The following is a 17,340-nucleotide window of genomic DNA, read 5'->3' as shown; positions in this document are numbered from 1 at the left end:
CGGCCCATCTCCTGCGCGTTGAAGCAACAAAAGGCCCATGCTAAACACGTCCATGGAATATTGGACCGAACTTCGCACCGCGCTGATGGTTGCGCGGCTGGGCACCGTGAGCGCCGCGGCAGAGCGGTTGGGTGTGCATCGCGCGACCGTCAATCGCCATGTGGAAACGTTGGAGGGGGCGTTCAAAGCGCCGCTCTTCCAGCGCCATGCGCGGGGCTATGCCCTGACCGATGCGGGCCGCGACATGCTGGAGGTGGCTGGCCGTGCGGACGAGATGTTTGCAGATCTGGCGGGCCGCTCGCGGGGCAAGGCGGGGCAGCTTTCGGGATCGTTGATCGTGACGGCGATGAGTGTCGTGGCTCCGCAGGTGATGCCCGCGATCCGTGACTTTCACCTCTCGCATCCCCAGATCGCGATTGAATTCCTCGCCGGGGAGGAATTGGCCCGGTTGGAACATGGCGAGGCCCATGTCGCCATTCGTGCGGGCGCAAAGCCGGACGTGCCCGATTACGTGGTAAGCCTGTTCCAGCGCGTGCGCTTTGGTCTTTACGCGAGCAAGGCCTACATCGACCGCGCCGGGCTGCCCGATCCTGACAACCTGGACGGGCATCGCTTCGTCGGCTCGGTCAATCTATCGTCCCGGCTTCCTTTTGCGGACTGGATGACTTCGAACGTGTCGCCCGATGCGCTGGCGCTCCATGCCGTCGATCAGCAGGTCCTCCACGGCGCTGTCTGCGAGGGGCTGGGGCTGGGGTTTCTGGCCGAGCATGATGCCTGCGTGCGTCGAAACCTGGTGGAGGTTATCGCGCCCAATGACGCTTGGTCGACCGCGCTTTGGGTGGTGACCCACGTCGATCTGCATCGGACGGCCAAGGTGCAGGCGTTCCTGGCGTGTTTGAAGGCCAGCAAGACCGATCAGGAGCGCGTGCTGTAACGCAGCTTCCGCCCCAATCAGGCGGTATCGGCGCGCCGTCGGCCAAGGAGCGCGTCCAAAGACAATGGACCTGCCCCCCGGAACACCAGGACGAGCAGCATGAACACCCAGAATCCCCGTTGGTCCATGATGATCGCTGAGGGGATGCCATCAAACCAGGCGCCGATGTCCTCGGTGCGCAAGCCGTGGCCGAAAATGTCGACCCAGGATTGCGCGGCCACGAAGATGATCATGCCGATAGCCGCGATCCGCGTGGCAAGGCCGATCACGATCAGAACGGGCAGGATGAACTCGCCCCAGGTCGCAACCAGAACCAAAGCGCGCGGCAGAAAGCCGATCTGGCTGAGGTCATAGCCCGACGCCTCGAACACACGGGGCAGGATCTGGCCATAGGCGCCGAAGCCCGGCTGGAACAGGCCAAGGAAGCCGTCGCCCACCTTGGTGACGGCGGAATTCCAGAAGTAGAAGAATAGGATCGCCGCGAAAAGGAACCGGGCCAGCGTCGGGATCAGCACCGGCGCGACATGGGTCTCTAGCCCTTGAAAGACACGGTTGTGGAGGGTGAGGAGGGCAGTCATGGCGGCACCTTTCAGGGGGAAGTCAGCGTCAAGGCGCCGGTGGAGAGGAAGACAGAAATCAGGGCGCTCGCGTCGGCATCAGGCTCTATCGCAAGGGTGGCGACGAGCGCCTCGGACAGGGTCATCTTGCCCTTGAGGTGCCGCGCCAGGGTATGGCCGCCCTTGGGCAGCAGGTGGGGTTCAGGGTCGAACTCGGGTCGGGTCAGGATCACGTCCTGGGCTGCCGTGCCGGGCTTGGGCGCCCCTTCGACGTGATTGAAGCGCCAGATATCGAGGATGGCAAAACGGGACTGCAGGATCAGTGTGGCGGGCGCGAGGCGGGGGCGCAGGTCCATCACGTCATTCGACGAGAGGGTGCCCACGTTCAAAGGCGGGGCGTCGGCGGCGTGGTAGGATTGGCGCATCCCCAGATCGAACCGCGCAATGTCGGGCAGGTAGGGGAAGGGTTGGGTATGCTCAAAACGCGCGAGGAAGCCCGGGAACCGTCCGCCGTATAGGACAAGGCGCGGATCCTCCGGCGGGTGCGCGCGCAGGAAGATCCCGGCCGTGGCGCGGAAAAAGTCAGGGCCGACCAGCTTGCACACCGTCGGAAACCCGGTCTCCAACGCTTCGGTCAGGCTGACGGCGACGTTGTTGCGGTAGACGTCAAACCGCTTGCCCGCTGGTCCGCCAAAGGGATTGCAGAGGCCGTCGGGTGGCGGGCTTTTGGCATCAGCCAGCGCGGTGACGAAAGCGGCGTGATCCATCACAGGCGGACCGGCTCTGGCGACAGGATCGCGGCGGCGCGGGCGGCTTCGGCTTGCAAGACATCCAGCGGCGGCACGTCGGTGTCCCATTCGATCAACGTGGGGCGCGGGCCTGCGGCGGCGATAGTATGGGCGTAGAGATCCCAGACCGGGTCCACGACGGGGGCGGCGTGATTGTCGATTAACAGGGGACGGCCCTCGTCGTCCGCATCCTCATCATGGCCCCCCAGATGGATCTCGCCCACGCCTTCCAGCGGGAAGGCATTGATGTAGGCGGTGGGATCATAGCCCTGATTGGTGGCTGAGACGAAGACGTTGTTGACGTCGAGCAGCAGGCCACAGCCGGTGCGCGCGGCGAGTTCCTTCAGGAACTCGACCTCCGAGTAGTCCTGATCCGTGAAGGCCAGGTAGGTGGAGGGGTTTTCGAGCAGCATGCGCCTGCCGACGGTATCTTGCACCTCGTCGATGTGATCGGCGACGCGGGCCAGTGTGGCTTGCGTATAGGGCAGGGGGAGCAGGTCGTTCAAAAAGGCGGTGTCGTGGGTGGACCAGGCAAGATGTTCGGAGAAGCTGGCCGGTTGCAGCCAGTCGCACAGGTGTTTGAGCCGCGCCAGGTGGTCTCGGTTCAGCGGGCCGTCGCCGCCGATGGAAAGACCGACGCCGTGGGCCGAAATCGGAAACCGCTCGGCCAGGGCGCGCAGCTGCGCCAAGGGACGCCCGCCGTCGCCCATGTAATTCTCGGCGTGGATCTCAAGCCAGCTGACGGGACCTGGGGCGTCCATCAGGCCGCTGAAGTGCCTGGCCTTGTATCCAATGCCGACGCTTTGGGGAAGCTCGGTCAATGTGGCGGGCAGGTCGCGCATCTTGGCATCCACGAGTATCTGTGTGCGGTGCGCCCGGTTCGTGTCAGGGCCGGGCGCGCCGCGTAGGAAGGAACCCTTAGACGGGCATCAGGACCGAGGTGTCGGTGCCTTCGGGCAGGTCACGGTTCAGACCCTCAAAGCCCGCCGCCTCAACGGCGTCAAGCGTCATGCCGGTGCGCGGCGTGCCGTCTGCCATGGCGGGAAGCTCGATGTCGGCGCAGGTGCCAACGGCCACGAAGGTCCAGGCGTTGCCCTGGTAGTCGACGGTCGACGTGCCGGCGCAGGTCGTGCCGGGTCCGGCGGCGCAGTCATTCTCGGCGGCCAGGCTGACGCCGTAGCACTTTTCCTGTGCCTGCGCCTGAACGGGCTCCACGGCATAGGCGGTGACGGCGGCGGTGGCGGCGCCGAGGACGGCGAAGGATTTGGTGGCAGTGTTCATTTGTTCGGGTCTCCCTTGAGTTGGTTGGCTGGGTCTTTGGACCGTTGCCGCGAGCGTGCTGCAACTGCGCGTCATATGTCCTGACGCCACCCTAACAAGCCAATCACAAACGTGTTGGTCACAAGTGGTTGACCGAATGTGAGGCGCTCGTTCGCCTTTAACGCTGGCCGATATTCTGGTTGAGATCAACTGCCCGGCGCGCTGCCCGTTCCTTGCGGCGGAGCGAATGGCGTTCAGGCACCGCCCCGGCTGCGCCAGCCCAAAAGGCTCAGCCCGGCAAACAGCACCGCCGCCACGCAAACGATGGAGGGGCCGGCGGGCGTGTCGAAGATATAGGCGGCCCGCAGGCCTGCTACAGCAGAGACCGCGCCGATGGCGGCGGCGATCAGCGCCATCGCCTCGGGCGTGCGGGCCAGGCTGCGCGCGGCGGCCGCCGGGATAATCAGCATTGCGGCGATCAACAGCACGCCCACGACCTTGATCGCGACAGCCACGGTGATCGCGAGGGCGAGGGTCAGCATCAATTGCTCGCGCCTCGGGTCGATGCCGCTGGCGTAGGCCAGCTCTTCGTTCAGGGTAGCCGTCAAAAGCGGCGACCAGCGCCAGGCGATCAGGGCCACTACCAGCGCCGCACCGCCCCAGATGACGCCCAAATCGCAGCGGTCCAACGCCTGCCAGCCAAGCGCGGCAAAATCAGCATAGTCACAATGGGAAACAGCGAGGATATCGCCAAAGAGGTAGGCCATCAGATCGATGCGGATGCCCGACAGGAAGGAGACAGCGACGAGCCCGAAGGCGAGGGCGGAATGGGCCAGAACGCCCAAGAGCGTATCCATCGCGTAGCCTCGCCCCGCCAGCGCCGTGACGGTCAGGGCCATCATCAACGCGACCGCAACGGTGCCCAGAAAAATCGATGTCTGAAAGGCCAGCGCCAGCGCCACGCCCAGGATCGCCGCATGGGCCGTGGCGTCGCCGAAATAAGCCATCCGCCGCCAGACGACGAAACAACCCAAGGGGGCGGCGGCAATCGCCACGCCAACACCCGCAAGGGTGGCACGCGTCATGAAGTCATCGAACATTACTCAGCGGCCTCGTGGCTGTGGGAATGATCGTGCCCGTCATGGTTATGATCGTGATCATGGTCGTGGTCATGGCGGTAAAGCGCCAAGGCGCCCCCGGTGCCCGTGCCGAAGAGCGCACGATATTCCGGTGCTGAGGCCACGACAGCAGGCGTTCCGGCGCAGCATACATGGCCGTTCAGGCAAACGACGCGGTCCGACGCGCTCATCACCACATGCAACTCGTGGCTGATCATCAGAACCGCGCATCCGGTGTCGCGCCGCACGTCCTCGATCTGGCGGTAGAAGGCCGCCGAGCCCGGTTGATCGAGGCCTTGCGTGGCCTCGTCCAGCAACAGAACCTCGGGCCGATTGACCAGCGCGCCCGCCAAAAGCACCCGCTGGAACTGCCCGCCGGAAAGCTGCGACATCTGCCGTTTCATAAGATCCGGCACGCCGGCGGTCTCCAGCGCCACGGCGCAATCGTGGCGGCTGACCTTGCCGGAGAGGCGCAGGAAACGCTCGACGGTGATCGGAAGGGTTGCATCAATGTGCAGCCGCTGCGGCACGTATCCGATGCGCAGACCGGGCTTCAAGCTGACGTGGCCCTTGGCGGGGGCTGTCGCGCCGATGATGGCCTTGAGAAGGCTCGTCTTGCCCGAGCCGTTGGGGCCCACGATGGTGACGATTTCATTGGGCTCCACGCAAAGCGAGACATCGCGCAGCACGGTGTTCGCGCCATAGCTCACGCTGAGGTTGTCGACGGCAATCAGGCTCATGCGCGGTCCTTGTCGGCACAGGTGGGGCATACCCCTTCGGCCTCCACCACGGTCCGCTCGATCTGGAACCCTGCGGCGCGGGCCGCAGCCCCGAGCGCGCCTTTGGACGGTGCCGATTGTGCCTCGGCCACCGCGTCGCAGAGACGACAGATCAGGAAGGCCGGGGCATGGGTGCGGCCGGGATGGGCGCAGGCCACGAAGGCGTTCAGCCGCTCGATCTTGTGGACGAAGCCGTTCTGGACAAGGAAATCTAGCGCCCGGTAGGCAACCGGTGGCTGTGACCCGAAGCCTGCCGCGCGCAAGAGGTCAAGGATCGCGTAGGCGCCCAGGGCCCGGTGTTCCTGCAACAGCAGCTCCAACACCTTGCGCCGCACCGGGGTGAGCCGCAGGCCTTCTTCCTTGCACCGCTCTTCCGCTGACGCCAGGGCGTCGGCGACGCACACGCCATGGTCGTGATGCTCGAACCCGAGTGCGGCGGCGTTTTCCGCCTCTTGGGTCTTCGGGTCACTTGTCATGTTATTCCATATCGTTTATGCCGCTCTTAATGTTATAAGATCACACGGAGGATCCAATGTCCAGAAAGCTTCTTTCCCTGTCCGCCATGGCGAGTTTGATGGGCGGCACCGCGATCGCCGACGTGCCGAGCGTGGCCGTCGACATCACGCCGGTCCATTCGCTGGTCGCCCGTGTCATGGACGGGGTCGGAACGCCGAACCTGGTCATCCAGCCCGGCGCGTCGCCCCACGAATACAGCCTGCGCCCGTCGGAGGCCGCCGCCCTGCAAGACGCGGATCTGGTGTTCTGGATGGGCGAGGGGCTGACACCCTGGATGGAAGACGCCGTTGAAACGCTGGCCGAAGATGCCGACGTGACCACGCTTCTTGAGGCAGACGGGACGCTGCTGCTGGATTTCCGGGAAGGGGCGCTGTTTGAGGCCCACGACCATGACCATGGCGACCATGATGACCATGATGACCACGGGCATGGGGATGAGGAAGAGCATGACCACGAGGAACATGCCGAGGGTGAGGATCATGATCATGAAGAGCATGACCATGAGGAACACTCCGAGGACGAAGAGCATGGGCACGAAGACCATGACCATGATCACGAAGAGCATGAGCATGAAGAGCATGCGGAAGCCGATGAGCATGGGCATGACGAGCACGACCATGATGAGCACGGGCACGACGAACACGATCACGACGAACATGCCCATGATGACCACGGCCACGGCGCGCATGATCCCCATGCCTGGCTGTCGATCGAGAACGCCAGCACCTGGCTTAATCTGATCGCGGCGGAGCTTTCCTCGGCTGATCCCGAAAACGCGGGCACCTACTTCGCCAACGCAGCCGCGGCGCGCGAGGAAATGGCGGCGCTGTCTGCCGAGATCAACGCAACCCTCGACCCGGTGCGCGGCGGCAGTTTCATCGTGTTCCACGACGCCTATCAGTATTTTGAGACGGACTTCGATTTCCCCGCCTCGGGCGCGATCTCGCTCAGCGATGCCACGGACCCAAGCCCGGCACGGATCGCCGAGATCCAGGGGCGTATTCAGGAGGAGGGTGTGGATTGCGTTCTGGCCGAGCCCCAGTTCAACCCCGGCATCGTTGAGGTGGTCCTTGATGGCACCGAAGCTAATACTGGTGTGATCGACCCGCTTGGCGCGGAACTAGAGCCGGGACCGGATCTTTACCCGCAACTTCTGCGCAACATGGCGACGACACTGGCTGATTGCCTGTAACACAGCGACCGGATCGCCCGTGCCATTCGTGCCGGGCGATCCACCCTAGATGCGCGGCCTACCGGGCCTGGGTGGCTGGGTTGTCGTGCGAGGAGACTGACATTTGTTGGCGGTGTGGGACGGCGCGTTCCGAGCGACAATTGTTATGTGATTACATTTTATGATGAGGCTTGGCGCTGATGTGAAGCCCCGCGACTCGAACAGCCGACGCACGCCACCTGAAAGCGCGAAAAGGAGACGACGATGATTGATGTGGCCATTATCGGTGGCAGCTTCGCAGGCCTGACTGCCGCCCTCCAGCTTGGCCGGGCCAGTCGCTCGGTGGTTGTGGTTGACGCCGGTGCCCCGCGCAACCGGATGTCACCGGCGGCCCATGGCGTGCCGGGGTGGGACGGCGCTTTGCCCTCTGATATCCTCTCTCGCTTCCGCGGCGACGCAACGGCGTATCCCACCGTTTCGGTCCAAATCGATACGGTGACCGCGGCCGAAAAGACAGGCGCGGGATTCACCTTGCGCCTTGCCTCTGGCGCAACGCTTGACGCCCACCGAGTTATCCTCGCCCACGGGGTGAAGGACATGCTGCCAGAGATCCCCGGCGCGGCCGAGGCCTGGGGCAAAAGCCTGATCCACTGCCCCTATTGCCATGGATACGAGGTGCGCCACCGCCCCTTGGCCGTTCTCGCCGTACACCCGATGTCCGGCCATCAGGCCCAGATGCTTCGCGCGGATTGGAGCGATGAGGTGACGCTTTTGACAGGCACGGGCGCGGGGATTGTGCCGGAAGACCTGCCGGGGATCGGTGTGGACGCACGGGTCATCCAGACCCTTCAGGACGCGGGCGATAGCGTCACGGTGACGTTCGAGGATGGTAGCACGGCCACCTTCGCCGCGATCTTTACAGCGCCGCGCGTCAGCCTGGACGACACTCCCGCTGCACAACTCGGCTGCCATCTTGGCGACGGCCCCCTTGGCCCCTTTGTCGAGGTCGGTGCGATGGGTCAAACCTCGGTCACTGGCGTCTTTGCGGCGGGCGACTGTGGTGGGATTGCCCACAGCGTGACGTTGGCCTTGGGACAAGGCGCGGCGGCGGGCACGGGATGCCATCAATCGCTTCTGTTTCCAGACTTTGTCCAACCGCTTGAGGTGGCCGACTGTGACGACTGATCAAACGAATGACGATCTCGTAAAGGAACGAAATCCGCAGGGATCCCAGCAACAGGTCTTGCACGGGGCCGCCATCGGCGTTGGCATCACCGACAGCGCCGAGGGGCTTGCCACGATCCGCAAACCGGGCTGTGCGGCGGTCATTTGGCGGCGGCGGCGCGCGCCTGGTTTCCAGCGCTGGATCGATCAGCTGGACCCTTCGCAGCTGCCATCTGGGCGCCTGATCCTGCGCCCGGACGCCGTGCCCGATGCCGTCGCGCATCTCAACGACGCCGCCGGGCTTGAGGCCGGGCCAGAACGCGCTTGGCTTGAGGCCGACATCGCCGGTCTAGCGACGACTTTCTCAGAATTGATGCGCGCGCCCTATCTGCGCCTGCGTCTCGAAGCTATTTCGTCGAATGCCTGCTCAAAGTTCCACATCGATGCTCTGATCGCCCGTCTCATTTGCACCTATCGCGGGCAGGGGACGCAGTATGGGATTTCGACCGACGGGGCCGAGCCGAAGCGGGTGTTTCAGGTCGCCACCGGCGCGCCGATGCTGCTGCGCGGGACGCTTTCGCCCGAAAGGCCCGCCTCTGGTCTGCTGCACCGCTCACCGCCCATTGCCGGCACGGGGGAGCCGCGGCTGGTGCTTGTGCTCGACCCGATCTTTGAAGGGCAGGACGCTGGGTAATGTCGGGCAATCTTGGACAAACGCGCCTGCGAAAGCGTCGCCGGGCAGAGGATCCGATGCGCGAATATGACCGTTTACCGCCGATCCTGCGGTCGTGGTTGGCCGAGGCAGCCCTGCCGTGGCGCACGCGCTCTGTCCGGCGGGCCTATGAGCGCGCGCTTTCGAAATCAGGTGATCCCGAGGACGCCCTGGCGGAATTGGAGCGGCTGCAGGCGCAACGGCTGGCCAAAGATGCAGTGTCCGGGGTGCCGGGTTAAGGCGTCCGGCCATCGACGAGAGCCTTCGTTGTGCGCCATTCGGTCAGTAACCGCGCGCGGGATCAACGACGTTGAAAAGCGCCTTGCCATCGAGCCACCGCGCAAGGTTGTCGAGAAACAGTTCGAACGAGGCGCTTTCCCAACCGTCGTAGACGGACGAACAATGCGGCGAAATCAGCACGTTATCCAAGCCCCATAGGGGGCTTTTCTGGGGCAAAGGCTCGACCTCAAAAACATCCAGCACCGCGCCGGTAAGGCGCCCAGAAGCAAGGGCTCCGGCAAGCGCGCCTTGATCGACAACGGTGCCTCGAGACACATCGGCTAGTACGGCGCCCGGCTTCAGGGCTGCAACCTCGGCCACGCCGATGAGGCCCTTGGTGGCGGGGGTCAGCGGGGTGGCAACGGCGACAAAATCGGCGAGGGGAAGCAGACCCGGCAAGTCGGTCGCGGCATGGACAGCGTCGACATTGTCCATCGGCTGCGGTGTGGCGCGGGTGCCGATGACATGCATGCCAAAGGCCTTGGCACGTGCCGCGATGGCGCGGCCCGTATGGCCCAGACCGACGATCAGCAAGGTCGCGCCGCGCAGGGGGCGCATCTTGCGGGCGCGCCACAGGCGGTCGCGCTGATCGGCCTGCAGGCCGTCTACGTCGAGGGTGAAATGCAGGAAACCGCCCATGACGTACTCGGCCATCATGTCCGCTGCCACCCCCGCCGCGTTGGTGATCGTGGTGCGCGCCGTGTCCCATGTGCCGAGGTGGTCTGTTCCGGCACCACCGATGGCGATCCAGCGCGGGCCCTCGGCCCCCAAAAGTGCATCGCGCGGAAAGCCCGTCGTGCCCGCAAAGCGAACCGAATAGACGATCTCGGGCCGGAACCCGGCGATCTGCGCGGGAAGCGCCTCGTAAGAGGTGCATTCCGCAACCTCTGCCTGAGGAAACCTGCCGTGGAGTGCTTGCGCCAAGGCGGTGGTTTCGTCGTTGTGGATCAGGATACGTGGGGCGTTAGCCATGGACGTTCTCCACCGGGGCGTGAAGCAATTGCAGGAGTTCTCGGAACTTGGCGTCGGGCTTTTGCAGGCGCGCCCGCATGGCCCAAAGGGCAGTGCGCCGCTCGTTGGAGAGCGCAGCACAGAAGGCATTGAACTTGGTCTCAACCTCCACCAGCGCCATCGGCGCCTCGGGGCCGCCCCGGGCGTGGACATCGCCGGAATGCAGGCTCCGCCCGTCTTCAAGGTGCAGGGTGACGTCCGACCAGCGCGCCAAGGGGAAGCGCGTGGAATGGCGCGGATCCTCGCGGATGGTGATGCGCCCTAAGGCCTCGGCCACGGCGGCATCGCACAGGCCTGCGCCCATGATATGCTCGGGTCCCACGCGCCCATGGACCAGCCGCACCGCAAGGGCGAAGGCCAGCGAATATTGCGCCTGGGAGGTCGTCGCAGGCATGCTGGTATAAAGCGCGGCGGCTTGGGCGAAGGTGTTTACTTCGATCTTGGCGATGTTCTGGGCAGCCAGCCCATGTTCTTCTATCAGAACCCCAAGGGCATCAATCGCCGCATGGGCCCAACGGCAGATCGGGTAGGGCTTGATGTAATTCTGCTCGATGGTCCAGACACGGCCCAGATCCTCCCAATAGGGCAAGGCCGCGTCTGAGGCGACGGTGATGGCGGGCGCGCCGGTAAAGCCCTGTTCGGCCATCAGGATCGCCATGCTACCCACCAGCGCGCCCATGCCCGACCCGTCGTGCAGCATCGTGGGGTTCGCGATCTCTCGCATCATCTGGCTGCGGGGGCCGTGGTATTCGGCGATGCCGATCGCGTTGCGTAGAACCTCTGCATCAGCGTGGCGCAGACGCGCGCCCAGGGCCGCGACACCCAAGGCATTCCAGGCGCCAGAGGTGTGGTAGTCGCTGACCGTGCCGTGCAACGTGATCGCCGCGCGGGCCGAGAATTCGTAGGACATCACCAGCGCCGTGAGCGCGTCCCGGGCGCTGAGGTCTGGCAGGCGCTCGGCAAAGGCGCAGAGCGCGGGGACGACGGCACAGCCGATGTGGCCCTTGGTGGGGTTATAGCCGTCATGGGCATCGAGGTTGTCGATCTGGGTGGCGGTGGCAAACGCCGCGCCGGGGATCGACGCTTTGCGGCCGTCGAATAGAAGCGTGGCCGCATCTTCAGGCGTGCTTGCGCCGTGGAACCGGACGGCATGATCGCGGGCGATCTGCCCGGCCTCGGCCTGGGCGGCCCCGGCGGCAACCCCAAGGGTGTCGAGCAGCAAGGTCGCGGCCATGTCCAGCGCGCTGTCTGGCATGGGGCAGGGGTCAAGGGTGAAGGCGGCGATATCCTCGAAGCTCATTGGCGGGTTCCTTCCAGAAGGCGACCGAAACCGGGCACGGGCTCATTGATTTGCAGGTGCTGCAGCGCTGCAAAAAGCATCGCCTGGTTGGAGGTGATCACGGGCTTGCCCACCGCCGCCTCGATCCGGGCCACAGCCTCCACGCTGCGCATTTCGGTGCACGATAGCACCAACACGTCGGCCTTGGGGTGATCGGCCTTGATGGCCAAGGCATAGACGTCGTCAGGTGAAAGATCGCCCTGGCCGCTGTTGTCGAGGGTGTCCGTAACTTCGGCCCGTTGCAGCGCGTCAACCCCCATGTCGGCCAGGAAGCCGACGGCCATGTCGTTGATTTCAAGCACATAAGGTGAGGCGAAGCCGATTTGTGTCGCGCCCAGGTGGCGCAGCGCGTTGACCAGCGCGCCCGCCGCTGTGACCGTGGCAGCGCCGCTTGCGGATTTGATCCGCGCAGCAAGCGCGCGGTCAAACGCAGGCCCATGGGTCAGCGTGGCCGAGGTGCAGCCATAGAGGATCACGTCGGGTTTGGCCCCCATCAAAAGCGCTAGCGGCTCGTCAAGATCAGCGGCCCCAAGCCCGTGCATCTGCTCGGCACCCGGGATCTCATCCTCATCGTAGCCGCCCATCCGGGCGACGTGGATGGAGATGCCTGCGGGCGCCATCAGCGCCATGTCCGGCTCCAGATTGCAGTTGGTGAAAGGAACAAGCACGCCGATCCGCGCGCGCCCACGAGAGGGTTTCATGCCAATTGCTCCTTTTTCCAGGCGATCAGTTGCGCCAGGGCGGCGTCCATCGCGACTGGCGCGCCGATGGTCATGCGCAGGCAGTGCGGCAGTCCGGCGCCGCCCTGGGGCCGCAGAAAAACCCCCTCCGCCCGAAGGGCGGCGTCGGCGTTTTTTGCGGTCGTAACGTCGCCCAGATCGAGGAGGAGGAAGTTGGTGTGGCTTTCGAGAACCGCGATCCCTGCTTCGCGCAACTGCGCGGCAGCGGCGTCGCGGGCGCGGGCTGTCAACGCGCAGGTCTCAACCATATAGGCCTGATCGGCCATCGCAGCGGTCGCAGCGGCCTGAGCGGCAGCGGAGATGTTGTTGGGATTGAGTGCCTTGCGCAGGTCGCCAGCGATTTCAGGCGGGAAGACACCCCACCCGACGCGAAACCCCGCCATGCCGTAGGCCTTGGAGAATGTGCGCAGGACCACTGTGTTCCCGCCCTCGACCATCTCGAAACATGGCCCCTCCAGAGGGTCGGCAAACTCGCCATAGGCCTCGTCCACGACCAGCAGGATGTCGGGGCGCAAGCCGTCGCGCAGGCGGTTGATCTCGGCGCGCGGGATGCGGGTGCCCGTCGGGTTGCCCGGGTTGGCGAGGAAAACGAGGCCGGTATCTGGCCGCACCGCCGCTAGAAGGGCGTCAACGCTGACCGTGGCGGCAACCTCGGGTGCTGTGTCAAAACGCGCGTTGGCCATTTGCGCCGCGATGCGGAAGAACGGATAGGCGTGGGCCGGGGCGAGCACGGCGCGCTCGGCGCCCGTGAAGACCCGCGCGATGCAGCCGATCAAATCCAGCGAGCCGTTGCCGCAGAGGATCTTCGCGGCGTCCACCCCGTACTGCGAGGCGATGGCCTGGCGCAGCGCCGTCCAATCCGGATCCGGGTAGAGCGCGCCGTCGCCAAGCACCTGCATCGCGGCGTCGATGGCAGCGGGGCTCGGCGGGCGCAGGCACTCGTTTTGGGCGAGTGATATCAGGGGCTTGCCGTCCGGCGCCGTCATCTCGGCCAGGGCATAGGGCGACATCTGCGCGAAGTGGGGCATCGCTCGGGTCATGGCTTACCCCCATAGCTTGATTTCGCCGCCTGGGGGCTGACCAATCCGGCCGCCACATCTCGCGCGACCGCGTCCGAAGCTCGCTCCTGCGGCGGGCCGAAGCCGCCGCCTCCGGGCGTTTCGAACACCAGCGTCTTGTCGCCCGGGATGCGGAACTCACCCTTGCTTGGCAGGTCTGCGCCGTCCGCGCCGATGCGAATGCGCCCCGGCGCACCATCGCCGCCGCCGTGCCGTCCCTTGGCGGCATTGCGCACGCGTTCCACCGACAGGAACAGCAGAATGTCCTGGCCGGTGCTGGAGCTGACCTCGATATGTTGCCCCAACCCGCCCCGCAACCGTCCCGGCCCGCCCGAATCCATGCGCAACTCGCGGCGATGGAATAGGACGGGGGCCACGGCTTCGGTCGTCTCGATCTGGCTGCCCCAGACGCCACTGGGGAAGGCGGTGGCCGAGAGGCCATCAAGCTGCGCCCGCGCGCCGGTGCCGCCGTTGAAAACCAACTCCAGCGCGAAGGCCTCTTGCGCGTCCGGCAGGCTGCGCATCGGCAGGTCATACATGCACGACGCGCCCTCCGCAGGCACGAGGTCGGGCAGGGCTTGCGAGAGGCAGCCATAGACCAGATCCGGCGTCATCTGCCCCAAGGTATGGCGCATCGCGACCGGGGCGGGCGCCTGGGCGTTGAGGATGCAGCCCTTGGGCGCCGTCACCCGGAAGGGCTCCAGTGAGCCCGCGTTGTTGGGAATGTCCGGCCCGATGATGCAGCGCAGCGCGAAGACGGAATAAGCGGTGGCGTAATTGAGCGGCACGTTGATGCCCTTGGCGACGCAGCCATCGGTACCACTGAAATCCAGCAGCAGGTGATCATCGGCAATGGTGAGGGTGGCGTGCAACGCAATCTCGGCGTCGTAGCCGTCAACTGTCAGAACGCTCTGCCAAGTGCCTTTGGGCAGGTCGGCAATCGCCGCCAGCGTGCCGCGCCGGGAGGTGTCGATGATGTAGTCCGCCAGCCTGTCCAGGTCGTCCAACCCGAACTCGGCCATCATCTGTTGCAGGCGCGTGGCCCCGGCCTCACAACAGGCGATCAGCGCGTAGATGTCGCCCTCATTGGCAGTGGGCTCGCGCGAGTTGGCCTTCACGATGTCCAGCAGAAGTGCGTTGACCTCGCCCGCGCTGACAAGTTTGCAGGGCGGGATCAACAGGCCTTCGTCATAGATATCCGCCCCCTCCGGGCCCATGCCGAGCCCGCCCAGATCCACGAGGTGCGAGGTGCAGGAGGTGAAGCCGACAACGCTGCCCTTATGGAACACGGGCATCATCAGGAGAAAGTCGTTCAGATGCCCCGAGGCGATCCAGGGATCGTTGGTCATATAGATGTCACCGGGGCGCATATCCGCGACGCTGAAGCGGGCGCGCAGGCTTTTCACCGCTTCTGCCATCGTGTTGATGTGCCCCGGCGTGCCTGTCACGGCCTGGGCCAGCATGCGGCCTTGGGCGTCGAAAATCCCGGCAGAGATATCGCCGCATTCGCGCACGATTGGGCTGAAAGCGGCGCGGATCAGGGCTTGGCCCTGCTCTTCCACGACCGCCAACAGGCGGTTCCACATGACTTGCAGGCGGGGGTCGGAAAGGCTCATGACGGGTCCTTTTCGTCTTGGGTCAGCCAGATGTTGCCTTGCCCGTCGATGCTTGCGCTGAAATCTGCGCTGACCAGCGTCGTCGTCTGCGGCTCAATGATCAGCGCGGGGCCGTGGAGCGTGGCACCGGGGGGCAGGGTGGCCCGGTCAAACACGGCAGCGGGGCGGGGCTTGCCCGTGACGTCGCAGAGGATGTCGCGCGTTTCCTGTGCTGTGACGGGTGTTGGCGCAGGGGTTGGGGCAGGGGTCTGAAGCGCAGGTGCCGGAGAAGAGATGGAGAGCGCCCAGTTCAGGATCTCGATGGTCATGCCGGGGACGATACGGCTGAATTGGCGGCTGTATTCGTCCTCAAAGGCCGCTTGCAGCGCGGGCAGGTCACCCGTTTCCAAAGCGCGGGCGGGCAGATCGATTTCGATCTCATGGCCTTGCCCGTGATAGCGCATGAAGGCGGTGCGACGTTGGGTCAGGGGCCCCTGCGGCGCGCCCGCCCGCACGACGCTTTCCGCCTCCGCCGCCATGTCGGCGAAAAAGGCGTTGAGCCCCGCGACATCCAGCTTTTCCAACAGGCAATACCGCGAGCGGACGATCTCGAACGAGACCGGGGCGTAGAGGAACCCCACGGCAGAGCCCACGCCCGGATCGCGCGGGATCAGGATCCGGCGCACCTGCGCGCGCCGTGCCACGCGGGTGGCATGGAGCGGGCCGTTGCCGCCGAACGCGATCATCACCCGCGCGCCGAGGTCTTTGCCGGATTCCACCGCATGCATCCGACCGGCGCTGGCCATGTTTTCATCCACGATCTCGCTTAACCCGAAGGCGGCGGCGGGGGTGGCAAGGCCAAGGGGCGTACCGATGTGGGTGGCCAACGCGGTTTCCGAGGCGGCGCGGTCGATGGCCAGGCGGCCTTCCGCGAAACGCCCGGGCTCGATCAGGCCTTGGGCGACGTCGGCGTCGGTCACGGTGGGGGCCTCACCACCCTTGCCGAAGGCCGCAGGCCCGGGATCGGCGCCTGCGCTTTCCGGGCCAACCTGCAAACGCCCCAGCCAATCGACCTGCGCGATGGAGCCGCCGCCAGCGCCTATTTCGATCATCTCGATCACGGGAATGCGCACCGGCATGCCGGAGCCATTGACGAAACGCTCGGCCCGCGAGACCTCGAACTTGCGGGCGGTCTGGGGCCGGAAATCGTCGATCAGGCACAGCTTGGCCGTGGTGCCGCCCATGTCGAACGAGAGGACCTCAGATTCCCCGGTTTCCGCCGCGATGCGGGCCGCAAGAATCGCCCCACCCGCCGGGCCAGATTCCACCAACCGGATCGGCAGGCGCGCGGCGGAGGTGACGGTGGTCATGCCGCCGCCCGCGGTCATCATCAGGATCGGGCAGGCGAGGCCTTCGGCGTTGAACTGGGCCTGAAACGCCTCCAGATACTCCGCCATCAAGGGCTGGATATAGGCATTGGCAATGGTCGTGCAGAGCCTGTCGAACTCGCGCGCTTCCGGGCTAACCTCATGGCTGAGCGAAATCACAAGATCGGGCAGGCGCGCGGCCAGAAGCGTGCGTAGGTGGCGTTCATGGGCAGGATTGGCGTAGGCGTGCAACAGGCAGATGGCCACGGCCTGGGCGTCCAGCGCGCGCAATTCCGCGACCAAGCCGTCAACCGCCGCCTTATCCAACGGCTGAAGCTCCTCTCCCTGCGCATTCATGCGCCCACCGATGGTCAGCGCATGGGTGCGCGGCACCAGCAGATCCGGCTTCTCCAGGTTGATCGCGTATTGGCTGTAGCGCCGTTCATAGGCGATCTCCAGGATATCGCGGAAGCCCGCCGTGGTGATCGTGGCCACGCTTGCCCCGCGCCGCTCGATCAGCGCGTTTGTCGCCAGGGTCGTGCCATGGATGAAGCCTTTGACCTGATGCCAGCCGACGCCCGCCTCCTCCAACACAAACCGCGCCCCTTCGAGGGCGCCCAGGGCGGGTGCCTGTGGGGTTGTGGCGGTTTTCCTGGTCGCTAGAATGCGTGAGGTGGCGTCCATCAGGACCGTGTCGGTAAAAGTGCCGCCAATATCGATCGCAAGGCGCACGTCGTCTGATGAAGTCATGGAGAAGTCTATCGAGGAAAGCGGAACCGGAGGCCTGGTGCAGGCCTTTTGAGCGGGCGCGGAGGCCCTAGGACGACAGACTCACCACCAGGTCGCACCCCGTGGTGCGGCGCATTTCAGAAATAGGAGTGACACCTGACAAAGCGGTCGGCCCAAACTGGTTCTACTTGGCGGAACGCTGCACTTCATGGGGCTGATCTGT

At 65.3% G+C, this 17,340-nt stretch carries 18 protein-coding genes; 5 read left to right on the top strand and 13 right to left on the bottom strand.

What is annotated here, in order from left to right; all coding sequences use genetic code 11:
- The first annotated feature begins 52 nt into the window (after positions 1–52).
- Positions 53–934 carry a LysR family transcriptional regulator gene (locus AC6I9R_RS13125; protein ID WP_461426013.1) on the top strand — a complete coding sequence of 294 codons (882 nt, stop codon included), beginning with the start codon at positions 53–55 and terminating at the stop codon, positions 932–934.
- A gap of 17 nt (positions 935–951) precedes the next feature.
- Here AC6I9R_RS13125 and AC6I9R_RS13120 read toward each other — a convergent pair whose 3' ends face one another.
- The 7 genes from AC6I9R_RS13120 to AC6I9R_RS13090 all read right to left on the bottom strand — a co-directional run bounded on the left by AC6I9R_RS13120 (position 952) and on the right by AC6I9R_RS13090 (position 5,912).
- Positions 952–1,512: a DoxX family protein gene (locus tag AC6I9R_RS13120; protein ID WP_461426012.1), complete on the bottom strand. Its 561-nt coding sequence runs from the start codon at positions 1,510–1,512 to the stop codon at positions 952–954.
- A gap of 11 nt (positions 1,513–1,523) precedes the next feature.
- Positions 1,524–2,258, bottom strand: coding sequence for an HvfC/BufC family peptide modification chaperone (locus AC6I9R_RS13115; protein WP_461426011.1), 735 nt, complete (start codon positions 2,256–2,258; stop codon positions 1,524–1,526).
- Positions 2,258–3,121, bottom strand: coding sequence for an MNIO family bufferin maturase (gene bufB, locus AC6I9R_RS13110; RefSeq protein WP_461426618.1), 864 nt, complete (start codon positions 3,119–3,121; stop codon positions 2,258–2,260). The genes AC6I9R_RS13115 and bufB overlap by 1 nt, the downstream gene beginning before the upstream one ends.
- A 76-nt stretch (positions 3,122–3,197) precedes the next feature.
- Positions 3,198–3,560 carry a BufA1 family periplasmic bufferin-type metallophore gene (locus tag AC6I9R_RS13105; RefSeq protein ID WP_461426010.1) on the bottom strand — a complete coding sequence of 121 codons (363 nt, stop codon included), beginning with the start codon at positions 3,558–3,560 and terminating at the stop codon, positions 3,198–3,200.
- 233 nt (positions 3,561–3,793) lie between these two features.
- A complete protein-coding gene (locus tag AC6I9R_RS13100; protein WP_461426009.1) occupies positions 3,794–4,639 on the bottom strand; it encodes a metal ABC transporter permease in 846 nt (281 codons plus the stop codon).
- Positions 4,639–5,397 carry a metal ABC transporter ATP-binding protein gene (locus tag AC6I9R_RS13095; protein WP_461426008.1) on the bottom strand — a complete coding sequence of 253 codons (759 nt, stop codon included), beginning with the start codon at positions 5,395–5,397 and terminating at the stop codon, positions 4,639–4,641. Before AC6I9R_RS13095 ends, AC6I9R_RS13100 begins: the two co-directional genes overlap by 1 nt.
- Entirely contained in the window at positions 5,394–5,912 is a 519-nt protein-coding gene (locus tag AC6I9R_RS13090; protein ID WP_461426007.1) for a transcriptional repressor, read from the bottom strand. The genes AC6I9R_RS13095 and AC6I9R_RS13090 overlap by 4 nt, the downstream gene beginning before the upstream one ends.
- 56 nt (positions 5,913–5,968) lie before the next feature.
- Here AC6I9R_RS13090 and AC6I9R_RS13085 point away from each other — a divergent pair, with 56 nt between their 5' ends.
- The 4 genes from AC6I9R_RS13085 to AC6I9R_RS13070 all read left to right on the top strand — a co-directional run bounded on the left by AC6I9R_RS13085 (position 5,969) and on the right by AC6I9R_RS13070 (position 9,238).
- Complete coding sequence (locus AC6I9R_RS13085; RefSeq protein WP_461426006.1) at positions 5,969–7,144, top strand: zinc ABC transporter substrate-binding protein; 1,176 nt, start codon at positions 5,969–5,971, stop codon at positions 7,142–7,144.
- 243 nt (positions 7,145–7,387) lie between these two features.
- Entirely contained in the window at positions 7,388–8,308 is a 921-nt protein-coding gene (locus AC6I9R_RS13080; protein ID WP_461426005.1) for an NAD(P)/FAD-dependent oxidoreductase, read from the top strand.
- Positions 8,298–8,981 carry a DUF1826 domain-containing protein gene (locus AC6I9R_RS13075; protein ID WP_461426004.1) on the top strand — a complete coding sequence of 228 codons (684 nt, stop codon included), beginning with the start codon at positions 8,298–8,300 and terminating at the stop codon, positions 8,979–8,981. Before AC6I9R_RS13080 ends, AC6I9R_RS13075 begins: the two co-directional genes overlap by 11 nt.
- Positions 8,981–9,238: a DUF6525 family protein gene (locus tag AC6I9R_RS13070; protein ID WP_461426003.1), complete on the top strand. Its 258-nt coding sequence runs from the start codon at positions 8,981–8,983 to the stop codon at positions 9,236–9,238. Before AC6I9R_RS13075 ends, AC6I9R_RS13070 begins: the two co-directional genes overlap by 1 nt.
- Before the next feature lie 43 nt (positions 9,239–9,281).
- Here AC6I9R_RS13070 and AC6I9R_RS13065 read toward each other — a convergent pair whose 3' ends face one another.
- The 6 genes from AC6I9R_RS13065 to AC6I9R_RS13040 are packed head-to-tail and all read right to left on the bottom strand — an operon-like array spanning position 9,282 to position 17,138.
- Complete coding sequence (locus AC6I9R_RS13065; RefSeq protein WP_461426002.1) at positions 9,282–10,250, bottom strand: D-2-hydroxyacid dehydrogenase; 969 nt, start codon at positions 10,248–10,250, stop codon at positions 9,282–9,284.
- Positions 10,243–11,589, bottom strand: a complete 1,347-nt coding sequence (locus AC6I9R_RS13060; protein WP_461426001.1) for an MmgE/PrpD family protein — start codon at positions 11,587–11,589, stop codon at positions 10,243–10,245. Before AC6I9R_RS13060 ends, AC6I9R_RS13065 begins: the two co-directional genes overlap by 8 nt.
- Entirely contained in the window at positions 11,586–12,329 is a 744-nt protein-coding gene (locus tag AC6I9R_RS13055; protein WP_461426000.1) for a maleate cis-trans isomerase family protein, read from the bottom strand. The genes AC6I9R_RS13060 and AC6I9R_RS13055 overlap by 4 nt, the downstream gene beginning before the upstream one ends.
- Positions 12,326–13,408 (bottom strand): pyridoxal phosphate-dependent aminotransferase, encoded by a 1,083-nt coding sequence (locus AC6I9R_RS13050; RefSeq protein ID WP_461425999.1) that lies wholly within the window; start codon positions 13,406–13,408, stop codon positions 12,326–12,328. The genes AC6I9R_RS13055 and AC6I9R_RS13050 overlap by 4 nt, the downstream gene beginning before the upstream one ends.
- Positions 13,405–15,042, bottom strand: a complete 1,638-nt coding sequence (locus AC6I9R_RS13045; RefSeq protein ID WP_461425998.1) for a hydantoinase B/oxoprolinase family protein — start codon at positions 15,040–15,042, stop codon at positions 13,405–13,407. The genes AC6I9R_RS13050 and AC6I9R_RS13045 overlap by 4 nt, the downstream gene beginning before the upstream one ends.
- The gene (locus AC6I9R_RS13040) at positions 15,039–17,138 is read right to left on the bottom strand and encodes a hydantoinase/oxoprolinase family protein (RefSeq protein WP_461425997.1); all 2,100 of its coding nucleotides are present in this window, start codon (positions 17,136–17,138) and stop codon (positions 15,039–15,041) included. Before AC6I9R_RS13040 ends, AC6I9R_RS13045 begins: the two co-directional genes overlap by 4 nt.
- Positions 17,139–17,340 lie beyond the last annotated feature (202 nt).

This window comes from Gymnodinialimonas sp. (genome assembly GCF_059726805.1).
This window is presented reverse-complemented; position numbering and strand designations above follow the sequence as displayed.